Origin of the sequence: Pseudacidovorax sp. NFM-22 (assembly GCF_021401245.1) — a bacterium.
GTDB lineage: Bacteria > Pseudomonadota > Gammaproteobacteria > Burkholderiales > Burkholderiaceae_C > Xenophilus.
On sequence record NZ_JACBFY010000002.1, the window covers coordinates 221,487 to 246,382 of the forward strand.

A 24,896-nucleotide genomic window follows, 5' to 3' on the forward strand; every position below is an offset into this window, starting at 1 on the left:
TCGACCGATGTACCTTGCCAAGCTGACGGGCGCCCTGCTGCTGGGCGTCACGCGCCTGCTCACCGGGGCCCAGGCGCGCTGGTGGGGCTGCCCGCCCAAGGCCGAGCAGCGCATCTACTTCGCCAACCACCAGAGCCACATCGACCTGGTCATGATCTGGGCCGCACTGCCCGGCGAACTGCGCAGCATCACCCGGCCCATCGCGGCGCGCGACTACTGGGCCAATTCGTCCTTCAAGCGCTGGATCACCACCGAGGTCTTCAACGCCATCTATGTGGAGCGCGGCGGCACGCCCGCACCGGCCGAGGACGGCGCCGCGCCGCCCGACCCGATGGCGCCGCTGCAGCCGCTGATCGAGGCGCTGAAGAGCGGCGACTCGATCATCATCTTTCCCGAAGGCACGCGCGGCCACACGGGCGTGCCGCAGAAGTTCAAGTCGGGCCTCTACACGCTGGCGCAGATGTTCCCGGAGGTGGTGCTGGTGCCGGCCTGGATCGACAACGTCCAGCGCGTGATGCCCAAGGGCGAAGTGGTGCCCGTGCCCATCCTCTGCTCGGTGACCTTCGGCGCGCCGATCCGCATCGAGCCGGGCGAGGAGCGTCGGGCCTTCCTCGACCGGGCGCGCGAGGCCGTGATCGCCCTGCGCGACGTGTAGGAAGGAGGACGCCCCATGGAAAGCTTCCTTCGCAACCTCGGCCCCTCGGAGCAGGTGGCCGCCCTCTTCCTGCTGGTCTTCGGCATCCTGGCCCTGGTCAGCGCCGCCCTCTTCTTCGTGGGCCTGCGCGAGCGCCGCAATCCCGTGCATGGGGAGGCCTGGGAAGAGGAGCTCGTGCACCTGCGCGCCCTGCTGCGCACCACCTGGGTGATGGTCATCATCTTCTGGATCGGCTGGGCGCTGGGCGAGACGGTGGCCACGGTGCTCTTCGGCCTGATCGCCTTTCTGGCGCTGCGCGAGTTCATCACCCTCTCGCCCACACGGCGCGGCGACCACCGCAGTCTGCTGCTGGCCTTCTTCGTGGTCCTGCCGATCCAGTTCGTGCTGGTGGGCACGGCCCGCTTCGACCTGTTCACGGTGTTCATCCCCGTCTACGCCTTCCTGGCGCTGCCCACGGCCGCCGCCCTGGCGGACGACCCGGACCACTTCCTGGAGCGCAATGCCAAGCTGCAGTGGGGCATCATGGTCTGCGTCTACGGGCTGTCGCATGTGCCGGCGCTGCTGTTGCTGCAGTTTCCGGGCTACGACGGCAAGAACGCCTTCCTGGTGTTTTTCCTGGTCGCGACGGTGCAGACCTGCATGCTGGTGCAGCACCTGATCTACCGGCACCTGGCCGCCTCCGGCAGCGACAGCCAGGCCGGCCCACCGGCGCCGCCCGGCCGTGGCGGCCTGCTGCGCCAGATCCTGCGGCCCCGCGCGCCCATCGCGCCGCATGTCAGCCGCAGCTTCAACTGGGCCAGCTGGGGCGTGGGCATGGGCGTGGCCAGCTTCGTGGGTGCGCTGCTTTCGTTCATCACGCCCTTCCACTTCTGGCAGGCCTTCGTGGCCGCGCTGGTGGCCTGTGTCGCGGGCTCCATGGGCCACCTGGTGATGAAGGCCCTCAAGCGCGACCGCGGCGTGCCGCACTGGGGCCGCAAGGGCGTGGGCATCACCGGGGCCAACGGCCTGCTGGACCGGGTGGATGCGCTGTGCTTCGCCGCACCCATCTTTTTCCACTCCGTCCGCTGGTACTTCAACGCATGAAGACCAGAAGGCACCCCCCACGCCGCTTCGCGGCCCTCCCCTCTCTTGCGCCTTCGGCTTGGAGGGGGGCGCACCCGGAGGCCTGGCGAAGCCAGTTCCTCGGGTGCCCTGGCGTGGCCTGCTCCGCGGCCTTGCGACGCCTGCGGTTGCGCGGGTACCAAACGCTATGCACGGCATTCGATGCCGAGGAACGCTGACGTGCGTGTACTCGGCATCGATCCTGGGCTGCAGACGACCGGCTTCGGCGTGGTGGATGTGGACGGCCATGCGCTGCGCTACGTGGCCAGCGGCACCATCAGCACGCGGCACCTGGCGACCACGGCGCTGCCTGCGCGGCTCAAGGTGCTGTTCGATGGCATCGGCGAGCTCAGCCAGCGCTACCAGCCGGATGCAGCGTCGGTGGAGATCGTGTTCGTCAACGTCAACCCGCAGTCCACGCTGCTGCTGGGCCAGGCCCGCGGTGCCTGCCTGACGGCCCTGGTGACCAACGGCCTGCCGGTGGCGGAGTACACGGCCACGCAGATGAAGCAGGCGGTGGCCGGCCATGGCCGCGCCGCCAAGGCGCAGGTGCAGGAGATGGTGCGCCGGCTGCTGGAGCTGCCCGGCCTGCCCGGCAGCGACGCGGCCGATGCGCTGGGGCTGGCCATCACCCATGCGCAGGTCGGCCGGGTGCGGGCCCGTCTCGGTGGGGCCACCACGCTGCAGCCGCGGGCCAGTGGGCTCTACAAGGGCGGACGATCGCGCTGAAGGCCGGACGCGTGCGTCGAACAGCCCGTCGCTTGCATTGAGGGCAGGACCCGGGCGCCAAGGGTCGCGTCGACGCCTGGCGTCGAGGCACGCCTACTGCAGTGCCGTGGCCGTGTCGCTCACCCAGCTGGCGGAGCGGCCGATGCTCTCCAGCAGGTGCTCGGTGAAGGCCCGCACTTTGAGGCTGGCCTGCGGCGCCGCCCGCAGCATGTAGATGCCGCTGGCCGACTGGCGCGGCGCGCCTTCGAGCTGGAGCTCGACGATGCGGCCGGCGGCCAGGTCCTCGCCGATGGCCCAGTTGGGCATCAGCGCGATGCCCAGACCCTGCGCCGCGCAATGCCGACGCGAGTCGCAGTCGTCGCTCTCCAGCACGAAGTGCGGCGGCTGGCTCCAGTCGAAGCCGTCCAGCTCGCGCCAGCCACGGGCGCTGGTGCTGTGCTGGCGGTCGATCAGCCGGTGATGCGCCAGGTCCTCGAAGCGCTCGGGCCGCCCGTGGCGCGCCAGGTAGGCGGGCGAGGCGCCCATGATGTAGCGCTGGCTGCCGATGCGCTGGCCCACCAGGCTGCTGTCGGGCTGCGGGCCGATGCGGATCACCAGGTCGAAGCGCTCCAGCACCGGGTCGACCAGGCGCTCCGTCAACTCCAGTTCCACCCGCAGCGCAGGATGGCGCTCGAACAGAGAGCCCAGGTGCGGCACCACATGCCGGCGGCCGAAGGCGGGTACGCAGCTCACGCGCAGCAGGCCCTGCACACTGCGGTCGAGCGAGACGACCTCGCTGCGCGCGTCGGTCATGTCGCGCAGGATCTTGCGCGCCCGCTCCAGCAGCAGCACGCCCGCCTCGGTGGGCACCAGCGCGCGGGTGGACCGGGTGAAGAGCGGCACCTTCAGGTCCTGCTCCAGCGCATCGATCTGGCGGGCCACCGAGGAGGCCACCATGCCGCGTCGGCGCGCCACCGCCGAGAAGCTGCCGGCCTCGGCCACGTCGACGAAGACGGCCAGGGATTCGGCGAAGCGGATCGATTCCATCTGTGCAGACCTCGCAAAGGCGTTTGGCAGACGCAGCGGATTCTGCAGATGCCACGCAAAGAATAGCATCCGATCCACTTCACAAGAACCAGGAATCGCTCATGTTCCAAGCAGAGACAACGCGCGGCGGCGCCTCCCGCCGCAGCCTCCTCGGCCAGGGCCTCGCACTCGGCCTCGGTCTGTTCGCGGCCCATGCGGCGCTGGCACAGCCGGCCTATCCCTCGCGCCTCGTGACCTTCGTCGTGCCCTTCGCGGCCGGCGGCACGGTCGACAAGGTGGCACGCCAGATCCAGGAGCCGCTGGCCGCCCGCCTGGGCCAGCAGGTGATCGTCGACAACCGCGGCGGCGCCGGCGGCACCATCGGCATGGCGCTGGTGGCGAAGGCCGTGCCCGATGGCCACACGGTGGCGATGGTGTTCGACTCCTACGCCACCGAGCAGCACATCTATCCCCGGCTGACCTATTCCACCGAGCGCGACCTCACCGGTGTGTCGTACATCGCCCGTTCGCCCATGGTGCTGGTGGTGCCGGCCGCCTCGCCCTACCGGACGCTGCAGGACTATGTGGCGGCCGCCAAGGCTGGCAACGGCGTCTCCTATGCCTCGGTGGGGGCCGGCAGCTCCAACCACCTGGCGGCCGAACTCTTCCTCGAAACCGCCGGCGGCAAGGGCACGCATGTGCCCTTCAAGGGCGGCGGCCCGGCCATGACCGACCTGATGGGCGGCCATGTGGACTCGATGATCGCCAGCCTGCCGCTGGTGCTGCCGCAGGTGCAGAGCGGCAAGCTGCGCGCCCTGGCCGTGACCTCCCCGCAGCGAAGCGCGGCCCTGCCCGACGTGCCGGCCGTGGCCGAGCGCTACAAGGGCTTCGAGGTCTATTCCTGGGTCGGCATGGTGGCGCCTGCCAAGGTGCCGGAGCCGGTGCTCGACCGCCTGGCGGCCGACGTGACCGCGACGCTGCGCCAGCCCGAGGTGGCCAAGCGCCTGGCCGAGGGCGGCTTCGAGGTGGTGGCCGGCTCGCGCGAAGCCATGAACCAGCTCGTTCGCAGCGAAAGCGCCCGCTGGGGCCGTCTGATCAAGGCCCGCAACATCGTCGCCGAATGAAGCCCTTCGTCTACGAAAGCCGGGCGCAGCGCGTGCTGTTCGGCAACGGCACGCTCGCGAAGGTCGCGGCGGAAGTCGATGCGCTGGGCGCGCGCAAGGCACTGGTGCTGTGCACGCCCCCGCAGCGGGCCCAGGCCGAACAGGTGGCCGACCTGCTCGGCGAACGGGCCGCGGGTGTGTTCGACGGCGCGGTCATGCATGTGCCCATGGCGGCCGCGCGCGAGGCCCGCGCCGTGGCGCAGCGCCTGGGCGCCGATTGCGCGGTGGCAGTGGGCGGCGGCTCCACCATCGGCCTGGGCAAGGCCATCGCGCTGGATTCGGGCCTGCCCATCCTGGCCGTGCCCACCACCTATGCCGGCTCGGAGATGACGCCCATCTACGGCCTCACCGACGAGGGCGTGAAGCGCACCGGCCGCGACCCGCGCGTGCTGCCGCGCACCGTGATCTACGACCCGCAGCTCAGCCTGGGCCTGCCCGTGGGCCTGTCGGTGGTCAGCGGCATCAATGCCATGGCCCATGCGGCCGAAGGCCTGTATGCCGACGACGCCAACCCGGTGACGCAACTGATGGCCGAGGAAGGCCTGGCCGCACTGGGCCGCGCCCTGCCCGCCATCCATGCCGACAGCGGTGATCGACAGGCCCGCGCCGATGCGCTCTACGGCGCCTGGCTGTGCGGCACCGTGCTGGGCAGCGTCGCCATGGCCCTGCACCACAAGCTGTGCCACACGCTGGGCGGCAGCTTCAACCTGCCGCATGCCGAGACCCACACCATCGTGCTGCCGCATGCGCTGGCCTACAACGCGCCGGCCGCACCCGCGGCCGTGACGCGCATCGCCCGCGCCCTGAATGCGGAAGATGCCCCGCTGGCGCTGTACGAACTCGCCCACGGCCACGGCGCGCCGGTGGCGCTCAAGCAGATCGGTTTGCGCGAAGAGGACCTGGACCGCGCCTGCGCGCTGGCGATGCAGAACCAGTACCCGAATCCTCGGCCTCTGGAAGCCGCGGCGCTGCGCCGGTTGCTGCAGAACGCCTACGACGGGGTACCGCCCGCGGCGTGAAGGCCGCCTGGCCTGCGCGGGTCAGGCCAGGCGCTCGGCGATCAGCACGGCGAAGAAGCCGAGCGCCGCGAGGAAGGTCCACTTGAAGACGATCCAGCCCAGGCGCCGGTAGCGCATCTGGCCGGTGGCCGCATAGAAGGCAAAGCACACGCCCGCCACCAGCAGCAAGAGAAGGATGACCCAGCGGAAGAGCAGCATGCGAAGGGGGCGTGCGCCTTACCAGGCGCGGGCGATCTCGCCGAAGCCGCGGGGGGCCTGGCGCGTGTCCTCGAAGGTCACGATCTCGTAGGCGTCGGACTGGGCCAGCAGTTCGCGCAGCAATTTGTTGTTGAGCGCATGGCCCGAGCGGAAGGCGCTGTAGGCCGCCAGCAGCGGCTTGCCGACGATGTAGAGGTCGCCCATGGCGTCGAGGATCTTGTGCTTGACGAACTCGTCGTCGTAGCGAAGGCCGCCGGCATTGAGCACCTTGTGGTCATCCATGACGATGGCGTTGTCCAGGCCACCACCCAGGGCCAGGCCCTTGCTGCGCATGTACTCGACCTCCTTGGTGAAGCCGAAGGTGCGCGCGCGGGCGATGTCGCGGGCGTACTGGCCCACGCTCAGGTCGAACTCGTAGCGCTGGCCGGTCGCGTTGACCACGCGGTGATCGAAGTCGATCTCGAAGCTCAGCTTGAAGCCGTGGTAGGGCTCCAGGCGGGCCCACTTGAGCTGGTCCCCGACACCTTCGCGGATCTCGACGGGCCGCAGCACGCGGATGAAGCGGCGCGGCGCCTTCTGCAGTTCGATGCCGGCGCTCTGCAGCAGGAAGACGAAGGACGAGGCCGAGCCGTCGAGGATCGGCACCTCGTCGGCGGTGATGTCGATGTAGAGGTTGTCCAGCCCCAGGCCGGCGCAGGCCGACATGATGTGCTCCACCGTCTGCACCTTCGCGCCCCCGGTGGAGACCGTGGACGCCAGGCGCGTGTCGGTCACCGACTCGGCCCGCATGGGGATGTCCACCGGCTCGGGCAGGTCGACACGCCGGAACACGATGCCCGTGTCCGCCGGCGCGGGTCGCAGCGTCAGCTCCACACGCTGGCCGCTGTGCAGGCCGACGCCCACGGCGCGGGTGATGGACTTGAGGGTTCGTTGTTGCAGCACGGCGCGGATTGTAATTTTGGCCACCCCGCGCCAACCCCACTCTTCGGCCTATGACCGTGATAGCCGTAAGGAGGCGTAAGGGCCCGCGGGCAAGCAAGACGAACGAAAACGCCGCGCATCGAACCCGGTGCGTGGCGCTTCTGCTTGGACTCCGCACCGCAGCCGCAGGCTGCCGGTGCCAGCAATCAAGCGCAGGCGATTGATGGGTCAGACGGCGTAGCGAGCGCCCCGAGGTTGCGCCGAGCATCGCAGCCGTACTTGGGTACGGCGAGAAGCGCAGGCGCAAGATCGGGGCGCGCAGTAGCCGTATGCCCCATCAATCAGCTTGGCGGCGGAGGAAGGCGGGGATCTCGAAATCGTCCATCCCGCCCGACGACAGCGCATCCACCTTGGCGGCGGCCATCGTGCGGTTGGTGCGCCACACGCTGGGCACGGCCATGCCGTCGTACTTGGCCTGGCCGGCCGCGCCGGCGGCCACGCCACTGGCCAGCGCGCCGCCCAGGGTCGGGACCTGGAAGGCCACGTTGTCGGTGCCGGTGCGGATGACCTGCAGCTCGGGCTGGCCACGGCCGGCGGCCGGGCGCGACAGGCCGGTGGCCACCACGGTGACGCGCATGTCGTCGCCCAGGCTGTCGTCGTAGGCGGCGCCGTAGATGACGTTGGCTTCGGGCGAGGCGTAGGCGCGGATGGTGTTCATCGCCAGCTTCGATTCCGACAGCTTCAGCGAGGCCTTCGAGGCCGTCACCAGCACCAGCACGCCCTTGGCGCCGGACAGGTCGATGCCCTCCAGCAGCGGGCAGGCCACGGCCTGCTCGGCGGCGATGCGGGCGCGGTCCGGGCCGTTGGCCGAGGCGGTGCCCATCATGGCCTTGCCGGGCTCGCCCATCACGGTGCGCACGTCCTCGAAGTCGACGTTCACGCCGCCGTACTCGTTGATGATTTCCGAAATACCGCCGACGGCGTTCTTCAGCACGTCGTTGGCATGCGCGAAGGCCTCGGCCTGCGTCACCTCGTCGCCCAGCACCTCGAGCAGCTTCTCGTTCAGGATGACGATCAGCGAGTCGACATTCGCTTCGAGTTCGGACAGGCCCGACTCGGCGTTGTTCATGCGCTTGCCGCCTTCCCAGTCGAAGGGCTTGGTGACCACGCCGACGGTGAGGATGCCCATCTCCTTGGCCACGCGGGCGATGACGGGCGCCGCGCCGGTGCCCGTGCCGCCGCCCATGCCGGCGGTGATGAACAGCATGTGGGCGCCGTCGATGGCGGTGCGGATCTCGTCCACCGCCGCCTCGGCCGCCTCGCGGCCCTTGTCGGGCTTGCCGCCGGCACCCAGGCCGTTGTTGCCCAGCTGGATCAGCTTGGGCGCGCCGCAGCGGTTGAGGGCCTGGGCGTCGGTGTTGGCGCAGACGAACTGCACCCCCTGGACGCCCCGCTCCATCATGTGGGAGACGGCATTGCCGCCGCCGCCGCCGACACCGATCACCTTGATCTGCGTGCCTTGGTTGAACTCTTCGACTTCGATCATTTCGATGGGCATCATGAACTCCTGGATCCTTGCAGTTGCTGCTTGACTGACGTTGGCTTTGTTGTAGGGGGCGTGGTGCGGAAGGTGGAAGCGGCGGTCACTTCCGGCGATGGTGGCGGCCCCGTACGTCGCCATCGCTCGTTGAAATGGATGAGGTGGGGTTGAGGTGCTGCGTGGTGCATCAGAAATTCCCCACGATGAAATCCTTGAATCGGCCGAAGGCCGTCTTCACTGAACCATTTTTTTGCGCGACCTTGTAGCCACGCATGCGTGCATGCCGGGCTTCTTCGAGCAGGCCCATGACAGTGGCGGCACGCGGCTGGGCCACCATGTCCGACAGGGCGCTGGCGTACTTCGGGATGCCGCGGCGTACCGGCTTGAGGAAGATGTCCTCGCCCAGCTCGACCATGCCCGGCATGACGGCGCTACCGCCGGTGAGCACCACGCCGGACGAGAGCACTTCCTCGTAGCCCGACTCGCGCACCACCTGCTGCACCAACTGGAAGATCTCTTCCACGCGCGGCTCGATCACGCCGGCCAGCGCCTGCTTGCTCAGCATGCGCGGGCCCCGGTCGCCCAGGCCCGGCACCTCGACCTGCGTCTCGGGGTCGGCCAGCAGCTGCTTGGCGAAGCCGTTCTCGACCTTGATGTCCTCGGCGTCCTTGGTGGGCGTGCGCAGCGCCATGGCGATGTCGCTGGTGATCAGGTCGCCTGCGATCGGAATCACGGCCGTGTGGCGGATCGCGCCGTTGGTGAAGATGGCCACGTCGGTGGTGCCGGCGCCGATGTCCACCAGGCACACGCCCAGTTCGCGCTCGTCCTCGGTGAGCACCGCCAGGCTGGAGGCCAGCGGGTTCAGCATCAGCTGATCCACCTCCAGGCCGCAGCGGCGCACGCACTTGATGATGTTCTCGGCCGCGCTCTGGGCGCCGGTGACGATGTGCACCTTGGCCTCCAGGCGCATGCCGCTCATGCCGATCGGCTCCTTCACGTCCTGGCCGTCGATCACGAATTCCTGCGGCTCCACCAGCAGCAGCCGCTGGTCGCTGGAGATGTTGATGGCGCGCGCCGTCTCCACCACGCGGGCCACGTCGGTGGTGCTGACCTCGCGGTCCTTCACGGCCACCATGCCGCTGGAGTTGATGCCGCGGATGTGGCTGCCGGTGATGCCGGTGTAGACACGGCCGATCTTGCAGTCGGCCATCAGCTCCGCTTCCTTGAGCGCCTGCTGGATGCTCTGCACGGTGGCGTCGATGTTGACCACCACGCCGCGCTTGAGGCCGTTGGACGGCGCCACGCCCAGGCCGGCGAGCTTGAGCTCGCCGCCCGGCAGCACCTCGGCCACCACCGCCATCACCTTGGCGGTGCCGATGTCGAGTCCGACGACCAGGTCCTTGTAGTCTTTGGCCATGATGTGTGAGTGTTCCCTCGGGGCTCTCGTTCGTTCTGTCTGTCTGTGCGTCGGGCCTAGCGCCGCCGTGCCGCGGCGGCGGCAGGTGCATCGGCCGAGACGGTGGTGACGCCGCGGATGCGCACCGCATAGGCGTCGGCATGGCGCAGGTCGGCGCTTTCGATGGATTCGATGCTGCGGCCGTACTGGGCGGCCACATGGCGGGCGCTGAGCAGGAAGCGCCGCACGCGCGCCACCACCTCCTCGGGCGTGCCGCGGCCGATCTCCACGGTGGCGCCGGAGTCGAGCACCGCCTGCCAGCCACCGCGGGTGGACAGCCGCAGCTCGGTGAGCTTCAGGCCGCTGCCGTCGAAGGCCGGGGCCAGCTCGCGGTACATGCCCAGCACCTGGCTGGCCTGGTCGTCGGGGCCTTCCAGCCGCGGCAGGTCGTCGCCGGCCTCGTCGGTGTTGGCCTCGAAGACCTCGCCGAAGGTGTTGATCATGCGGGACTCGTCCTCGGCGCCCCACAGCGCGGCCGGCACATGCTCGGTGAGCGTGGCGCGCAGCGCGTTCGGGAATTCGCGCCGCACGACGGCCTTGCGCACCCAGGGCACCGACTCGAAGGCCACGCGGGCGCGCTGCAGGTCCACGGTGAAGAAGTTGCCCGCCAGCCGCGGCGCGACGTTGGCGCGCAGGGTGATCGGGTTGTTGTGCGTCACGTCGCCATCCACACGGATCACACCCAGCGGCAGGAAGGGCTGGCGCAGCACCCACCAGCCGCCGGCGGCGAGCAGCATCAGCCCGCACAGCGCGTACAGGACGGTCGCCGTGAGGTTCATGAGGCGCACGTCCAGCGGGACTGCGATGCCGTCGGCCATGGGTCAGGCACCTTCCTTGGGGACGGGCCGGGTGTCCAGCGCCGCCTGGGCCAGGATGCGCAGGCACAGCTGCTCGTAGCTCAGGCCCGCAGCGCGCGCCGCCATCGGCACCAGCGAATGGCTGGTCATGCCGGGCGAGGTATTCATCTCCAGCAGGAAGGGCTGCTGGTCGCGTGCGCGCACCATGAAGTCGGCCCGGCCCCAGCCGCGGCAACCCAGGCTGCGGTAGGCCGCGATGGCCAGCTGGCGCACCTGCGCCTCCAGCGCGTCGGGCAGGCCGGCCGGGCAGTGGTACTTCACGTCGTCGGTGAAGTACTTGTTCTGGTAGTCGTAGGCCCCCTCGGGCGCGGCGATGCGGATCACCGGCAGCGCGACGGCGCCAGCGCCCGTGCCGAGCACGGCGCAGGTCAGCTCGTCGCCGTCGATGAATTCCTCGCACAGCACCTCAGGGTCGTAGCGCGCGGCCAGCTGCACGGCCTCCTGCATCTGCGAATAGCCCTGCACCTTGGTGACGCCGATGGACGAGCCCTCGTGCGGCGGCTTGACGATCAGCGGCAGGCCCAGGTTGTCGGGCACCTCGCGCACCCGCTCGCGCGCCTGGCCGTCGGCCTGCAGCAGCACATGGCGCGGCGTGGGCAGGCCCTCGGCCAGCCACACGCGCTTGGTCATGGTCTTGTCCATGGCCACGCTGGAGGCCATCACGCCCGAGCCGGTGTAGGGAATGCCCAGCAGTTCGAGCGCACCCTGCACCGTGCCGTCCTCGCCGTGGCGGCCGTGCAGCGCGATGAAGCAGCGGTCGAAGCCTTCGTGGCGCAGCTCGGCCAGCTCGCGCTCGGCGGGGTCGAAGGCATGCGCGTCCACACCCAGCGAGCGCAGCGCCTGCAGCACGCCGGTGCCGGACATCAGCGACACCTCGCGCTCGGCCGAGCGGCCGCCGAAGAGCACAGCCACGCGCCCCATGTCGGCGGCGTCGGGCAACGGGGGAAAGACGAACTGCGGGTTCATGCAGGCTGTCCTGGTTGCTGGGCGCGTTCCACCACCTGGCCAGCGACCGCGCCGATGGAGCCGGCGCCCATGCACAGCACCACGTCGCCGTCGCGGGCGTTGTCCAGCACCGACTGCGGCAGCGCGCGGACGTCGTCGACGAACACCGGCTCGACCTTGCCGGCCACCCGCAGTGCGCGCGCCAGGCTGCGGCCGTCGGCGGCCACGATGGGCGCCTCGCCGGCGGCGTAGACCTCGGTCAGCAGCACCGCATCGGCGCCGCCGAGCACCTTGACGAAGTCCTCGAAGCAGTCGCGGGTGCGGGTGAAGCGGTGCGGCTGGAAGGCCAGCACGAGCCGCCGGCCCGGGAAGGCGCCGCGCGCGGCCGCGATGGTGGCGGCCATCTCCACCGGGTGGTGGCCGTAGTCGTCGATCAGCGTGAAGCGCCCGCCGCTGGCGGCAGCCACCTCGCCATAGCGCTGGAAGCGCCGGCCCACGCCCTTGAACTCGGCCAGGCCGCGCTGTACCGCCTCGTCGGGCAGGCCCAGCTCGACCGCGATGGCGATCACCGACAGCGCATTGCGCACGTTGTGCTCGCCCGGCAGGTTGAGCACCACCGGCAGGTCCGGCAGCACCACGCCGTTGCGGCGCTGGGCGGTGAAGTGCATCTGCGCGCCCACGGCCCGCACGTCGATGGCGCGCACCTGCGCGTCCTCGCTGAAGCCGTAGCTGGTGACCGGGCAGGTCACCTGCGGCAGGATCTGGCGGATGGCCGGATCGTCCACGCACAGGATGGCGGTGCCGTAGAAGGGCATGCGGTGCAGGAAGTCGACGAAGGCCTTCTGCAGCCGGCCGAAGTCGTGGCCATAGGTGTCCATGTGGTCGGCGTCGATGTTGGTGACGACCGCCATCACGGGCAGCAGGTTGAGGAAGGAGGCGTCGGACTCGTCGGCCTCGACCACGATGTACTCGCCCTGGCCCAGCCGCGCATTGGCGCCGGCGCTGTTCAGGCGCCCGCCGATCACGAAGGTCGGGTCCAGCCCGGCCGTGGCCAGCACGCTGGCGGCGAGGCTGGTGGTGGTGGTCTTGCCGTGGGTGCCGGCGATGGCGATGCCGCTGCGCAGGCGCATCAGCTCGGCCAGCATCAGCGCGCGCGGCACCACCGGGATCTTCTTCGCGCGGGCGGCGATCACCTCGGGGTTGTCGGCCTGCACGGCAGTGGAGGTCACGACCGCATCGGCACCGGCGATGTTGGCGGCATCGTGGCCCACGAAGGTGCGGATGCCCAGATCGGCCAGGCGGCGCAGCGTGGCGCTGTCGGCCAGGTCCGAGCCCGACACGCCGTAGCCCAGGTTGAACAGCACCTCGGCGATGCCGCTCATGCCCGAGCCACCCAGGCCGACGAAATGGATGTGGCGGATCGCGTGCTTCATGGCTTGACCAGCTCCTCACAGGCCAGGGCCACCTGGGCCACGGCATCGGTCTTGCGCATCGAATGGGCGCGCTGCGCGCGCTCGAGCAGCTCGGCGCGCGTCGTCTTCTGGATCAGGTCGGACAAGAGTTCAGGCGTGAGATCGGTCTGCTGCACCAGCCAGGCGCCGCCCGCGTCCGCCAGGAAGCGGGCATTGGTTGTCTGGTGGTCGTCGACCGCGAAGGGAAAGGGAACGAAGAGCGCGGCGGCACCCACCGCGGCGATCTCGGTCACGGTGCTGGCGCCGGCGCGCGCCACGATGAGATCGGCCGCGGCGAAGGCCTCGGCCGTGTTGTCGATGAAGGGCACCAGCTCGGCCTCGACGCCGGCAGCGGCGTAGTTGGCGCGCAGCTCGTCGATCTGTTTTTCGCCGCTCTGATGCAGCACCACGGGCCGCTCGGCCGGCGCGATGCGGGCCAGGGCCTGCGGCACCACGGTGTTGAGCGCCTTGGCGCCCAGGCTGCCGCCCACCACCAGCAGCTTGAGCGGGCCGCTGCGGCCTTCGAAGCGCTCGGCCGGCGCGGCCTGCGACAGGAAGGGCCCGCGCAGCGGATTGCCCACCCAGGCGGCATTCGGCAGCACGTCGGGAAAGGCGCTGAAGCAGCGGTCGGCGATGCGCGCCAGCACGCGGTTGACCAGGCCGGCCACCGAGTTCTGCTCGTGCAGCACCAGCGGACGGCCGCGCAGCACGCCCATCATGCCGCCCGGAAAGCTGATGTAGCCGCCCAAGCCGACCACCACGTCGGGCTGGACGCGGCCCACGGCCTTGAAGCTCTGCCAGAAGGCGCGCAAGAGGCGCAGCGGCAGCAACGCCAGCGTGAGCGGACCCTTGCCGCGCACGCCGCCGAACTGGATCGGCTCGAAGGCGAAGCCGCGCGGCGGCACCAGGCGCTCTTCCATGCTGCCGGGCGCGCCCAGCCAGTGCACGCGCCAGCCGCGGGCGCGCAGCTCTTCCGCCACGGCGAGGCCCGGGAAGATGTGGCCGCCCGTGCCGCCGGCCATCACGAGCGCGGTGCGGGCGCCGGTCATACGCGGCCCCCTCGCATCAAGACTCTGTTCTCGTAGTCGACGCGCAGCACCACCGCCAGCGCCACCACGTTCATCAGGATGGCCGAGCCGCCGAAGCTCATCAGCGGCAGGGTCAGGCCCTTGGTGGGCAGCGCGCCCAGGTTCACGCCCATGTTGATGAAGGTCTGGAAGCCCATCCACACGCCCACGCCCTGCGCGGCCAGGCCGGCGAACACGCGGTCCAGCGCGATGGCCTGGCGGCCGATGTGCATGATGCGGCGGGTGAGCCACAGGAAGAGCGCGATGGCGATCAGCACGCCGACCAGGCCCAGCTCTTCGCCGATCACGGCCAGCAGGAAGTCGGTGTGCGCCTCGGGCAGCCAGTGCAGCTTCTCGACGCTGCCGCCCAGGCCGACGCCGAAGATCTCGCCGCGGCCGATGGCGATCAGCGAATGGGAGAGCTGGTAGCCCTTGCCCAGCGCATGCTCCTCGCTGAACGGGTCGAGGTAGGCAAAGATGCGCTCGCGCCGCCAAGGGCTGGCCGCCACCATGGTGGCGAAGGCCACGACCACCAGCATGGCGATCAGGAAGAACATGCGCGCATTCACGCCGCCCAGGAACAGGATGCCCATGGCGATGATGGCGATCACCATGAAGGCGCCCATGTCGGGCTCCGCCAGCAGCAGCATGCCGACCACCACCACGGCCACGCCCATGGGCAGCACGGCGCGGAAGAAGCGCTCCTTGATCTCCATCTTGCGCACCATGTAGCTGGCCGCATAGAAGACCATGGACACCTTGGCCAGCTCCGAAGGCTGGAAGCGCATGAAACCCAGCGGCAGCCAGCGGCGAGCGCCATTGACGTTGATGCCCACGTGCGGGATCAGCACCACCACCAGCAACAGCAGCGACACCACGAACAGCCACGGCGCCGTGCGCTCCCAGGTGCGCATGGGCACCTGGAAGGCGATCAGGCCAGCGACAAAGGCGAACACCAGCGAGATGGCGTGGCGGATCAGGTGATAGGACTCGCTGTAGCCGCCGACGCGGTTGAAGCGCGGGTTGTCGCCCATGGCGATGGAGGCCGAGAACACCATCACCAGGCCCCACATCAAGAGCGCGATGGTGACCCACACCAGCGGCTGGTCGAAGCCGGCCACACGCACCGGCGCGGCGCGGGTCTGGGCGATGTCGGCGCCGCCCAGGCGCACCGGCAGGTGCATGGGCAGGGCGTCCATGCCGCTCTTGGCGGCACGGCGGAACCAGCCGAAGAAGCGGCTGCCACCCTCGTTGGGCGTGGCGGCGGCGGGCAGGCGGGCGCTCATTCTGGAATCCTCCGTGCTGCGCACTGCGGATGCGAGCGCCTGCGGAACGGCCGGGCGGCGCTCATTCGTAGGCCTCCTCGTCGGCCAGCGCCTCGACCGCCTCGCGGAACACGTCCGCCCGGTGCGCGTAGTCGCGGAACATGTCCAGGCTGGCGCAGGCGGGCGACAGCAGCACGGCGTCGCCGGGCTGGGCCTGGTCGGCGCAGAGGCCGACGGCCTCGGGCAGCGTGGCGGCGGCGAGCAGCGGCACGCCGGTCTCGGCCAGGGCCTCGCCGATGGCGGGGCCGTCGCGGCCGATCAGCACCACGGCGCGCACGTACTGGCGCACCAGCGGCGCCAGCGGCGAGAAGTTCTGGCCCTTGCCGTCGCCGCCCAGGATGACGACCAGCTTGCGCTCCAGCCCCAGGCCCTGCAGCGCGGCCGCCGTGGCGCCCACGTTGGTGCCCTTGCTGTCGTCGAAGTATTCGACCTCGTCCACGATGGCGATGGGCTCCACGCGGTGCGGCTCGCCACGGTATTCGCGCAGGCCGTAGAGCATGGGCGCCAGCGCGCAGCCGGCGGCGCTGGCCAGCGCCAGGGCGGCCAGGGCGTTCAGCGCGTTGTGCTGGCCACGGATGCGCAGCGCATCGGCGGGCATCAGGCGCTGCAGGTGGATCTCTTCCTGCGCCGCGGCGCGGCGGCGGCGCTTGAGGGTCTCGTCGGCCTCGTGCGCGCGCACCAGCCAGGCCAGGCCGTTGACGCGCTCGATGCCGTAGTCGCCGGGACGCTGCGGCAGGTCGGCGCCGAAGGTTACATGGGCGCGCAGCTGCGGGCGCTGCAGCCGCACCTTGACTGGCGCGGGCAGCATGCCCATCACACGGACGTCGTCGCGGTTGAGCACCATGAGGCCGGTCTGGCCGAAGACGCGCGCCTTGGCGGCGGCATAGGCCTCCATGCCGCCATGCCAGTCCAGGTGGTCCTGCGTGACATTCAGCACCGCGGCGGCGGCGGGCTCGAAGCCCTGCACGCCATCGAGCTGGAAGCTGGAAAGCTCGAGCACCCACACCTGCGGCAGGGCGTCGGCGTCCATGCGCTCCGACAGGGTGTCCAGCAGCGAGGGGCCGATGTTGCCGGCCACGGCCACGGTCTTGCCGGCGCGCTCCACCAGCTGGCCGGTGAGCGAGGTCACCGTGGTCTTGCCGTTGGTGCCGGTGATCGCCAGCACGGCGGGGCGGTAGCCGGGCTCGGGGGCCGGCGGCGGCGCGATGGGCAGGGGGGCGGGCGCCTCGTCGGTCGGCTCGTCGTCCGCGGCGGCATCGTCGGCCGCCACTGCCGACGGCAAGGCCGCGGCTTCGCCGTCGTCGAAGGGCTCAGCGGCGACGTCCACGACGGCTTCTGCCGCGTCGGTGGAGGACGCGGGCACGGCGGCGGACGCCTCGGCATCGCCGGGCACATCGGGCGCGGCATCTTCCTCCGTGGCGTCTTCGCCGGGCGCTGCCTCCGGTGGCAGCCGCAGGTCGGCCAGCGCCTGCGCGAACAGGTCCAGCTCGCCGCCCACCGGCAGTCCGATGGCGCGCGCCGCGTCGACCACGGGCGCGAGGGTGGCAGGCGACAGGCCCGGCGAGCGGTAGACGGCGCGCACCGGCTGCCCCTCGACCAGCGCGGCCGTGAGCGGCCCACCGACGAAGCGCACCTGCGGCAATTCGGCCTTCAACGTGGCCAGCTGCGGCGGCGCCTCGCGCGTGTCGGCCACCGTGACATGCGCACCATGGCGGGCGCACCAGCGCGCCATGGCCAGGCCCGAGGCGCCCAGGCCCAGGATCAGCACATGCAGGTCGGCGAGATGCTTCATGGTCGTCCCGGCCTCAACGCAGCTTGAGCGTGGACAGGCCCACCAGGCACAGCAGCATGGTGATGATCCAGAAGCGGACCACGACCTGCGTCTCGCGCCAGCCGGACTTCTCGAAGTGATGGTGCAGCGGCGCCATCTTGAGCACGCGACGGCCTTCGCCGTACTTGCGCTTGGTGTACTTGAACCAGCTCACCTGGGCCATGACCGAGATCGCCTCGACCACGAAGATGCCGCCCATGATGAAGAACACGATCTCCTGCCGCACGATCACGGCCACGGTGCCCAGGGCACCGCCGAGCGCCAGCGCGCCCACGTCGCCCATGAAGACCTGCGCCGGATGGGTGTTGAACCACAGGAAGGCCAGGCCCGCGCCCGCCATGGCCGAGCAGAACACCAGCAGTTCGCCCGCACCGGGAATGGAGGGGAACAGCAGGTAGCGCGAATACATCGCATTGCCCGTGACATAAGCGAACACGCCCAGGGCCGAGCCCACCATCACCACCGGCATGATGGCCAGCCCGTCCAGGCCGTCGGTGAGGTTCACCGCGTTGCTCGCGCCCACGATCACCAGGTAGGTGAGGATGACGAAGCCGATGCCACCCAGCGGATAGCTGATCTCCTTGAAGAAGGGCACCAGCAGGTTGGTCTTGGTGGGGAAGTCCATCGCGAAGCCGGAGCGCACCCAGTTGCCGAACAGCTCCAGCACGCGCCAGTTGGAACTCTCGGAGATGGAGAAGAGCAGGTAGAAGGCTGCCACCAGGCCGATGAGCGACTGCCACATGTACTTCTCGCGCGAGCGCATGCCCTCCGGGTCCTTGTTGACCACCTTGCGCCAGTCGTCCACCCAGCCGATGGCGCCAAAGCCCAGCGTCACCCACAGCACGATCCAGACGAAGCGGTTGGACAGGTCGAACCACAGCAGCGTCGCGATGGCGATGGCGAACAGCACCAGCACGCCGCCCATGGTGGGCGTCCCGCTCTTGGCCAGATGCGTCTCCATGGCATAGCCGCGCACCGGCTGGCCGATCTTGAGGGCGCGCAGCCGGCGGATCACCGCCGGACCGGCGGCCAGGCCCACCACCAGCGCGGTCAGGGCGGCCATCAGCGCGCGGAAGGTGAGGTACTGGAAGACGCGCAGGAAACCGAGTTCGGGCGACAGCGTCTGCAGCCATTGGGCCAGGCTCATCAGCATGGGCGGGCGTCCGTGTCATGCGTCATGACCGGCTCCTTGTTGTTGTTCGAGCCGGCGGCGCCGGCCACCAGGGCCTGCACCACGCGCTCCATCTTCATGAACCGCGAACCCTTGACGAGCACGCTCGATGCGGCGCCGGCCTGGGCCAGCGCCGCGGCGTTGAGGGCCTCGATGGCCTCGAAGTGGCGACCGGCCGCGCCGAAGGCGTCCACCGCGTAGCGGCTGGCATCGCCCAGCGCGAACAGCGCGTCGATGCCGCGCTGGCGCGCCCAGTCGCCCACCTCGGCATGGAAGCGCGGCCCCTGGTCGCCGACCTCGCCCATGTCGCCCAGCACCAGCAGGCGCGGGCCGGGCAGTTCGGCCAGCACGTCGATGGCGGCGCGCACCGAGTCGGGATTGGCGTTGTAGCTGTCGTCCACCAGCGTGAGACGGCGGCCATCGGGGCGCTGCAGCAGTTGCGCCCGCGAACGGCCACCCACGGGCTCGAAGGCCGACAGGCCGGCGCCGATGGCCTCGGGCGTCACGCCGGCGGCCAGCGCGCAGGCCGTGGCGGCGAGCGCATTGCGCAGGTTGTGCCGGCCGGGAATGGCCAGACGCGCCTGCACCCTGCCGGCGGGCGAGCGGGCCACGAAGCGCCAGGCCTCGCCGTCCCACTCGGCCTCGGCGAGCGACACGTCGGCCTCGGGCGATTCGCCGAACAGCAGGCAGCCGGCACCGGCCGGCACCAGGCCACGCCAGAGCGCCGTGTAATCGTCGCCGTGCGGAAAGACCGCCGTGCCGCCGGCCGACAGCGCCTGCAGCACGCAGCCGTTCTCGCGCGCCACGGCCTCGACCGTCGCCATGAATTCCTGGTGCTCGCGCTGCGCGTTGTTGACCAGGGCCACCGTCGGCCGGGCGATGGCGGCCAGCCGCGCGATCTCGCCCGGATGGTTCATGCCCAGCTCGACCACGGCCAGGCGATGCGCGGGCCGCAGGCGCATCAGCGTCAGCGGCAGGCCGATCTCGTTGTTGAAGTTGCCCTGTGTCGCCAGGCTGGCCTGCGGCGCGGCGGCGCGCAGGATGGACGCGACCATCTGCGTGACCGTGGTCTTGCCGTTGCTGCCCGTCACCGCCACCAGCGGCAGCGTGAAGCGGGCGCGCCAGCCGGCGGCGATAGCGCCCAGCGCGGCCAGGGTGTCGGGCACTTCCAGGCCGGACAGGCCCAACGGCGCCAGACGCCCGGGCTCGGCCACGGCGGCGATGCCGCCCTGGGCCTGCACCTGTGGCAGGAAGTCGTGCGCGTCGAAGCGCTCGCCGCGCAGCGCGACGAAGAGGTCGCCCGCGACCAGCGTGCGCGAGTCGGTGTGCACCCGCGCGACCGCGCGGCTGCCCTCACCCACCACGCGCGCACCCGGCACCCAGCCGGCAGCCTCGGACAGCGTGAACAAGAATTCCATCGAAGCGTTCATGCCGACCGGCTCCTGGCGGCAAGCGCCGCCTGCGCCTGGGCGCGGTCGGAAAAGGGAAGTCGCCGGCCGGCGACTTCCTGGTAGTCCTCATGGCCCTTGCCGGCGAGCAGCACCACGTCCTGTGCGGCGGCCCCGGCCAGGGTCTTGGCGATGGCGGCGGCGCGGTCGACCACCACGCGGGCCGCCTGCGGCGCGGCCAGGCCGGCCACGATCTGGTCGACGATGGCCTGCGGCGATTCGCTGCGGGGGTTGTCGCTGGTGACCACGACGCGGTCGGCGCCCTGCTCGGCCACCGCGCCCATCAGCGGGCGCTTGCCGGCATCGCGGTCGCCGCCGCAACCGAACACGCACCACAGCCGGCCGCCGCGCGCTGCGGCGAAGGGGCGCAGCGCGGCCAGCGCCTTCTGCAGCGCATCGGGCGTGTGGGCATAGTCCACCACCACCAGGGGCAGGCCGGCATCGGCCGGGACCACGTCCATGCGGCCGGGCACGCTGCCCAGGCGGGCGCAGGCCGCGGCGGCGTCGCCCAGCGGCATGCCGAGCGCGCGCAGCGTGCCGATCACGCCCAGCAGGTTGGCCACGTTGTAGTCGCCCACCAGCGTGGTGGCGACCAGGGCCTCGGCGCCGCCCTGCTCCACCACCTGGAAGCGCAGGCCCTGCGGACCGTGGCCGGCATCGCGGGCCGACAGGCGCGCAGGCGCGCCCGCGGCCGAGCAGGTCCACAACTCGGTGAGCGCCATGTCGAGCAGCTCGCCGGCCAGCCGCGCCCCTTGCGGGTCGTCGATGTTGACCACGGCCGCGCGCAGGCCCGGCCAGCGGAACAGCTCGGCCTTGGCCGCCCAGTAGCTCGCCATGTCGCCGTGGTAGTCCAGGTGGTCCTGCGTGAAGTTGGTGAAGATGGCGACGTCGAAGCGCAGGCCGTCCAGCCGCCGCTCGGCGATGCCGATGGACGAGGCCTCCATGGCGCAGGCCTTGACGCCCCGCGCCACCAGGTCGCGCAACGCGCGGTGCAGCGTCACCGGGTCGGGCGTGGTCAGGCCGTTGTAGTCGACGGCCGGCGGCACGCCGATGCCCAGCGTGCCAGCGACGGCACAGGGGCCGAAGGCGCTGCCTTCGAGCGCCTGGGCCAGCCACCAGGCGGTGGAGGTCTTGCCGTTGGTGCCCGTGACGGCCAGCAACGTCATGGCGTCGGCCGGCCGGCCGCACCAGGCAGCAGCGATGGGGCCGGTGGCGGCCTTCAGACCTTCGTAGGCGGCCACGGATGGCTCGTCGGCGAAGTCGTAGGCCTCGCTGCCGTCGGCTTCGACCAGGCAGGCGGCGGCGCCCTGCGCCAATGCCGACTGCACGAAACGCCGGCCGTCGGTGGCCGCGCCCGGCCAGGCGATGAAGCCGTCGCCCGCGCCCACGGCGCGGCTGTCCACCTGCAGTTGCCCGCGCACGCGCGCGGACAACCAGGCGGCGGCCTCGTCGGGGGAGTGGAGACGGTGCAGCGCCATCAGAAGCTCTCGTCCACGCCCTGGGTGAGCACCAGCGGCTTGACGGCCAGGTCGGGCGCGACGTTCATCATGCGCAGCGTCTGCTGCACCACTTCGCTGAACACCGGGCCGGCCACGGTGCCGCCGTAGAAGTTGCCGTCGCTCGGCTCGTCGATCATGACGCCCACGATGATGCGCGGCTTGTCGATGGGCGCCATGCCGGTGAACCAGCCGCGGTACTTGCCTGCCGCATAGCCCTTGCCGACCTGCTTGCGCGCGGTGCCCGACTTGCCGCCCACCGAGTAGCCCACGGTCTGCGCCAGCTGGCCGGTGCCGCCGGGGCCGGCGGCCATCTGCAGCATCTTGCGGATGGACGCCGCGGTGGAGGGCGAGAACACGCGCACGCCCGGCGGCTCCTCGTTGCTCTTGAGCATGGTCAGCGGCAGCACCTTCCCGTCGTGCGAGAAGGCGGTGTACGAATGGCACATCTGCAGCAGCGAGGCCGACAGGCCGTAGCCGTAGGCCATGGTGGCCTGCTCGACGGGCTTCCAGGTCTTCCAGGGACGCAGGCGGCCCGGCGCGGCACCGGGGAAGGTGATCTGCGGCTTCTGGCCGTAGCCCAGCGCGGTGTAGGTCTCCCACATCTCGCTGGGGCTCATCTTCTGCGCGATCTTGAGGGCGCCGACGTTGCTGGACTTCTGGATCACGCCCTCCACCGTCAGCACGCCATAGTTGTGGGTGTCGCTGATGGTGAAGCCGCCGATCTGGTAGCGGCCCGGCGTGGTGTCGATGATGGTGCTGGGCTTGACGCGCCCGGCCTCCAGCGCCATGGCCACGGTGATCGGCTTCATGGTCGAGCCGGGCTCGAAGGTGTCGGTGATGGCACGGTTGCGCAACTGCTCGCCGGTGAGGTTGCGGCGCTTGTCGGGCACGTAGCTGGGGTAGTTGGCCAGCGCCAGCACCTCGCCGGTCACGGCGTCGAGCACCACCACGCTGCCGGCCTTGGCCCGGTGCTTGGTCACGGCGTCGCGCAGCTTCTGGTAGGCGAAGAACTGCACCTTGGAGTCGATGGACAGCTGGATGTCCTTGCCGTCCAGGGGCGGCACGCGTTCGCCCACGCCCTCGACCACGCGGCCCAGGCGGTCCTTGATCACCCGCTGCGAACCGGGCTTGCCGCCCAGGTCCTTGTCGAAGGCCAGCTCGATGCCTTCCTGGCCGTGGTCCTCGACGTTGGTGAAGCCCACCACGTGCGCGGCGGATTCGCCCTCGGGATACTGGCGCTTGTATTCGCGGGTCTGGTAGAGGCCCTTGACGCCCAGCGCAGCGATCTCCTTGGCGATGGGCTCGTCGACCTGGCGCTGGATCCAGACGAAGCTCTTGTCCTCGTCGGCCAGTTTCTGGTCGAGGTCCTGCGGCTTCATGCCGAGCAACTGGGCGACGCGGCGCAGCTTGGTCCGGGTCTCGGGATCGTTGCGGTCGATGTCCTCGGGAATCGCCCACACGCTGGGGGCGATCACGCTGGAGGCCAGGATCAGGCCGTTGCGGTCCAGGATGCGGCCGCGGCTGGCGGGCAGCTCGATGGTGCGGGTGAAGCGCACCTCGCCCTGCCGCTGGAAGAAGTCCTGGCCGATCACCTGCACATAGGCTGCGCGGCCGGCCAGCACCACGAAGCCCATCGCGATGGCGGCCACGATGAACTTGCTGCGCCAGACCGGCGTCTTGCTGGCCAGCAGCGGGCTGGTCGTGTAGCGGACGGAAGGGCCGCGGCTCATCGCGTGCTCCTGGGTGCGGCGGCCGGCGCACCGGCGGGCACCACGGGCGGTGCTGGCGGCACGGCGGGGATCACCGTGCCATCCGCCCGCACGTACAGCGTGATGGCGGGCGTGGTGGTGCGCATCTTGAGCTTGTCCTTGACCAGCGTCTCGATGCGCAGCGGCGTGGCCTGCGCGCGGCGCTCGACCTGTAGGCGCTCGTACTCGGTCTCCAGCGTGCGGGCCTCGGCCTGGGCGCGGTAGTACTGGCCGTAGAGCTGGCGCGACTGGTACTGGGTGTGCACCAGCAGCAGCGCGGTGCCGATCACGGCCAGCAGCAGCAGGAGGTTCAACCGGGTAATCACGCCGGCACCTCGGTGCGCTCGGCCACGCGCAGGATCGCGCTGCGCGCACGCGGGTTGGCCGCCACTTCTTCGGCCGAGGGCTTGATGCGCTCGAGCGCACGCAGCCTCATGGGCTTGGGCGCGGCGAAAGGCGCGCGGCGGTCGTAGACCTCCTTGGAGTGCTCGGCGATGAACTGCTTGACGATGCGGTCTTCCAGCGAATGGAAGCTGATCACCGCCAGCCGCCCTCCCGGCTCCAGCACCGACAGGCTGGCGCTCAGCGCCTGTTGCAGCTCTTCAAGCTCGGCGTTGATGAAAATCCGAAGAGCCTGAAATGTGCGCGTTGCAGGGTTCTGGCCCGGCTCGCGGGTTTTGACCGTGCCAGCCACGAGCTCGGCCAGCTCGGCGGTGGTTGAAATTGCGCCCCGTTCTTGTCGGCGAGCAGCAATCGCCTTTGCAATCTGAACAGCAAACCGTTCTTCGCCATAGTCACGGATCACCTCTGCAATCTGCTGTGGTTCGGCTGTGGCCAGCCAGTCGGCCACGCTCTGGCCGCGCGTGGGATCCATGCGCATGTCGAGCGGGCCGTCCAAACGAAAAGAAAAACCCCGGGCGGGGTTGTCGATCTGGGGGGAGCTGACGCCGAGGTCCATCAGGACCCCGGCCACACTGCCGGGTGGCAGCTCCCCCAGGTGGGTGAAGCCCTGGTGCCGGATGGAAAAGCGCGGGTCGGCGATGGTGCCGGCCTGCGCCACCGCCTCCGGATCCTTGTCGAAGGCCACGAGGCGGGCGCCTGGCGCCAGCCGCTCCAGCAGCAGCCGCGAATGACCGCCGCGACCGAAGGTGGCGTCGACGAAGGTGCCGTCGGGCGCCGGCGCATCGCCGAGCACGGCGCGCACGCCCTCTTCGAGCAGCACGGTTGTGTGGAGGAAGGATGCGGCCATCTGGGTCACAGCTTGAGCATCCGGGCCGCCTCGGAGTTGCGGATGTTCTCCATCATCTCCGCGGCTTCCTTGGCCTGGTAGGCCGCCTTGTCCCACAGCTCGAAGCGGTGGCCCACGCCGAGCAGCAGCACGTCGCGGGTGATGCCCGCGAGCTCACGCAACTCGGGCGAGATCAGCACACGGCCGGTGCCGTCGAGTTCCACGTCGGAGGCGCTGCCCAGGTAGAAGCGCTTGAGCCATTGCTCGGAGGACGGCAGCGCCGCCAGGCTGGCGCGCGCCTCTTCCCACACCGGGCGGGGGTACAGGTTCAGGCCACCGTCGGGATTGCGGGTCACGGTGATCTGACCACCGGCCTCCGTGCGCAGGGCGTCCAGATACCGGGCAGGCATCGACAGCCGCCCCTTGGCATCCAGATTCAGCGATGACGTGCCCTGAAACACGAACCCATAACTCCCGAAAAAGCGGTCGGCGAACTGCCGAGTAGGACGGGGCCTAACCCACGTTTTCCCACTTTCCTG

Annotated in this window: 23 protein-coding genes; 5 read left to right on the top strand and 18 right to left on the bottom strand. The window is 70.4% G+C overall.

The annotated features are described in order from the left end of the window. Positions 1-7: 7 nt before the first annotated feature. The 3 genes from L0984_RS06740 to ruvC all read left to right on the top strand — a co-directional run bounded on the left by L0984_RS06740 (position 8) and on the right by ruvC (position 2,485). Entirely contained in the window at positions 8-655 is a 648-nt protein-coding gene (locus L0984_RS06740) for a lysophospholipid acyltransferase family protein (protein WP_234192984.1), read from the top strand. A 15-nt stretch (positions 656-670) separates the two neighbouring features. Next, positions 671-1,738, top strand: coding sequence for a phosphatidate cytidylyltransferase (locus L0984_RS06745; protein WP_234192985.1), 1,068 nt, complete (start codon positions 671-673; stop codon positions 1,736-1,738). Positions 1,739-1,936: 198 nt separating this feature from the next. Then, complete coding sequence (ruvC, locus tag L0984_RS06750; RefSeq protein WP_234192986.1) at positions 1,937-2,485, top strand: crossover junction endodeoxyribonuclease RuvC; 549 nt, start codon at positions 1,937-1,939, stop codon at positions 2,483-2,485. Between the two features lie 93 nt (positions 2,486-2,578). On the opposite strand, the gene L0984_RS06755 is transcribed toward ruvC, so the two are convergent. Then, entirely contained in the window at positions 2,579-3,511 is a 933-nt protein-coding gene (locus tag L0984_RS06755; RefSeq protein WP_234192987.1) for a LysR family transcriptional regulator, read from the bottom strand. A 101-nt stretch (positions 3,512-3,612) separates the two neighbouring features. On the opposite strand from L0984_RS06755, the gene L0984_RS06760 reads away from it, so the two are divergent. Together L0984_RS06760 and L0984_RS06765 are read left to right on the top strand one after the other, a co-directional pair. After that, positions 3,613-4,614 carry a tripartite tricarboxylate transporter substrate binding protein gene (locus tag L0984_RS06760; protein ID WP_234192988.1) on the top strand — a complete coding sequence of 334 codons (1,002 nt, stop codon included), beginning with the start codon at positions 3,613-3,615 and terminating at the stop codon, positions 4,612-4,614. Further along, positions 4,611-5,672, top strand: coding sequence for a maleylacetate reductase (locus L0984_RS06765; protein WP_234192989.1), 1,062 nt, complete (start codon positions 4,611-4,613; stop codon positions 5,670-5,672). The genes L0984_RS06760 and L0984_RS06765 overlap by 4 nt, the downstream gene beginning before the upstream one ends. Before the next feature lie 21 nt (positions 5,673-5,693). Here L0984_RS06765 and L0984_RS06770 read toward each other — a convergent pair whose 3' ends face one another. The 17 genes from L0984_RS06770 to mraZ all read right to left on the bottom strand — a co-directional run bounded on the left by L0984_RS06770 (position 5,694) and on the right by mraZ (position 24,818). After that, positions 5,694-5,870, bottom strand: a complete 177-nt coding sequence (locus tag L0984_RS06770) for a hypothetical protein (protein WP_017759907.1) — start codon at positions 5,868-5,870, stop codon at positions 5,694-5,696. Between the two features lie 18 nt (positions 5,871-5,888). Next, positions 5,889-6,812, bottom strand: coding sequence for a UDP-3-O-acyl-N-acetylglucosamine deacetylase (lpxC, locus tag L0984_RS06775; protein WP_234192990.1), 924 nt, complete (start codon positions 6,810-6,812; stop codon positions 5,889-5,891). A 316-nt stretch (positions 6,813-7,128) separates the two neighbouring features. Further along, on the bottom strand, positions 7,129-8,349 hold the full coding sequence (ftsZ, locus tag L0984_RS06780) for a cell division protein FtsZ (protein WP_234193705.1): 1,221 nt from the start codon (positions 8,347-8,349) through the stop codon (positions 7,129-7,131). A gap of 169 nt (positions 8,350-8,518) precedes the next feature. Further along, positions 8,519-9,748 (bottom strand): cell division protein FtsA, encoded by a 1,230-nt coding sequence (gene ftsA / locus L0984_RS06785; RefSeq protein WP_017759904.1) that lies wholly within the window; start codon positions 9,746-9,748, stop codon positions 8,519-8,521. Positions 9,749-9,804: 56 nt separating this feature from the next. Further along, entirely contained in the window at positions 9,805-10,605 is an 801-nt protein-coding gene (locus tag L0984_RS06790) for a cell division protein FtsQ/DivIB (protein WP_234192991.1), read from the bottom strand. A 3-nt stretch (positions 10,606-10,608) separates the two neighbouring features. After that, positions 10,609-11,610 (bottom strand): D-alanine--D-alanine ligase, encoded by a 1,002-nt coding sequence (locus L0984_RS06795; protein ID WP_234192992.1) that lies wholly within the window; start codon positions 11,608-11,610, stop codon positions 10,609-10,611. Continuing rightward, positions 11,607-13,022, bottom strand: a complete 1,416-nt coding sequence (gene murC / locus L0984_RS06800) for a UDP-N-acetylmuramate--L-alanine ligase (RefSeq protein ID WP_234192993.1) — start codon at positions 13,020-13,022, stop codon at positions 11,607-11,609. Before murC ends, L0984_RS06795 begins: the two co-directional genes overlap by 4 nt. Next, the gene (murG, locus tag L0984_RS06805) at positions 13,019-14,089 is read right to left on the bottom strand and encodes an undecaprenyldiphospho-muramoylpentapeptide beta-N-acetylglucosaminyltransferase (RefSeq protein WP_234192994.1); all 1,071 of its coding nucleotides are present in this window, start codon (positions 14,087-14,089) and stop codon (positions 13,019-13,021) included. The genes murC and murG overlap by 4 nt, the downstream gene beginning before the upstream one ends. Beyond that, complete coding sequence (ftsW, locus tag L0984_RS06810) at positions 14,086-15,393, bottom strand: putative lipid II flippase FtsW (protein ID WP_370645906.1); 1,308 nt, start codon at positions 15,391-15,393, stop codon at positions 14,086-14,088. Before ftsW ends, murG begins: the two co-directional genes overlap by 4 nt. Positions 15,394-15,454: 61 nt before the next feature. Next, entirely contained in the window at positions 15,455-17,224 is a 1,770-nt protein-coding gene (gene murD / locus L0984_RS06815) for a UDP-N-acetylmuramoyl-L-alanine--D-glutamate ligase (protein ID WP_234192995.1), read from the bottom strand. 13 nt (positions 17,225-17,237) lie between these two features. Further along, positions 17,238-18,416 (bottom strand): phospho-N-acetylmuramoyl-pentapeptide-transferase, encoded by a 1,179-nt coding sequence (mraY, locus tag L0984_RS06820; protein WP_234192996.1) that lies wholly within the window; start codon positions 18,414-18,416, stop codon positions 17,238-17,240. Continuing rightward, positions 18,410-19,864, bottom strand: a complete 1,455-nt coding sequence (locus tag L0984_RS06825) for a UDP-N-acetylmuramoyl-tripeptide--D-alanyl-D-alanine ligase (RefSeq protein ID WP_234192997.1) — start codon at positions 19,862-19,864, stop codon at positions 18,410-18,412. The genes mraY and L0984_RS06825 overlap by 7 nt, the downstream gene beginning before the upstream one ends. Then, a complete protein-coding gene (locus L0984_RS06830; protein WP_234192998.1) occupies positions 19,861-21,360 on the bottom strand; it encodes a UDP-N-acetylmuramoyl-L-alanyl-D-glutamate--2,6-diaminopimelate ligase in 1,500 nt (499 codons plus the stop codon). The genes L0984_RS06825 and L0984_RS06830 overlap by 4 nt, the downstream gene beginning before the upstream one ends. Then, positions 21,360-23,111 (bottom strand): peptidoglycan D,D-transpeptidase FtsI family protein, encoded by a 1,752-nt coding sequence (locus L0984_RS06835; protein WP_234192999.1) that lies wholly within the window; start codon positions 23,109-23,111, stop codon positions 21,360-21,362. Before L0984_RS06835 ends, L0984_RS06830 begins: the two co-directional genes overlap by 1 nt. Next, positions 23,108-23,452 carry a cell division protein FtsL gene (gene ftsL / locus L0984_RS06840; protein ID WP_234193707.1) on the bottom strand — a complete coding sequence of 115 codons (345 nt, stop codon included), beginning with the start codon at positions 23,450-23,452 and terminating at the stop codon, positions 23,108-23,110. The genes L0984_RS06835 and ftsL overlap by 4 nt, the downstream gene beginning before the upstream one ends. Further along, positions 23,452-24,378: a 16S rRNA (cytosine(1402)-N(4))-methyltransferase RsmH gene (rsmH, locus tag L0984_RS06845; protein ID WP_234193000.1), complete on the bottom strand. Its 927-nt coding sequence runs from the start codon at positions 24,376-24,378 to the stop codon at positions 23,452-23,454. Before rsmH ends, ftsL begins: the two co-directional genes overlap by 1 nt. A gap of 5 nt (positions 24,379-24,383) precedes the next feature. Then, positions 24,384-24,818 carry a division/cell wall cluster transcriptional repressor MraZ gene (mraZ, locus tag L0984_RS06850; protein WP_076510862.1) on the bottom strand — a complete coding sequence of 145 codons (435 nt, stop codon included), beginning with the start codon at positions 24,816-24,818 and terminating at the stop codon, positions 24,384-24,386. Positions 24,819-24,896: the final 78 nt, after the last annotated feature.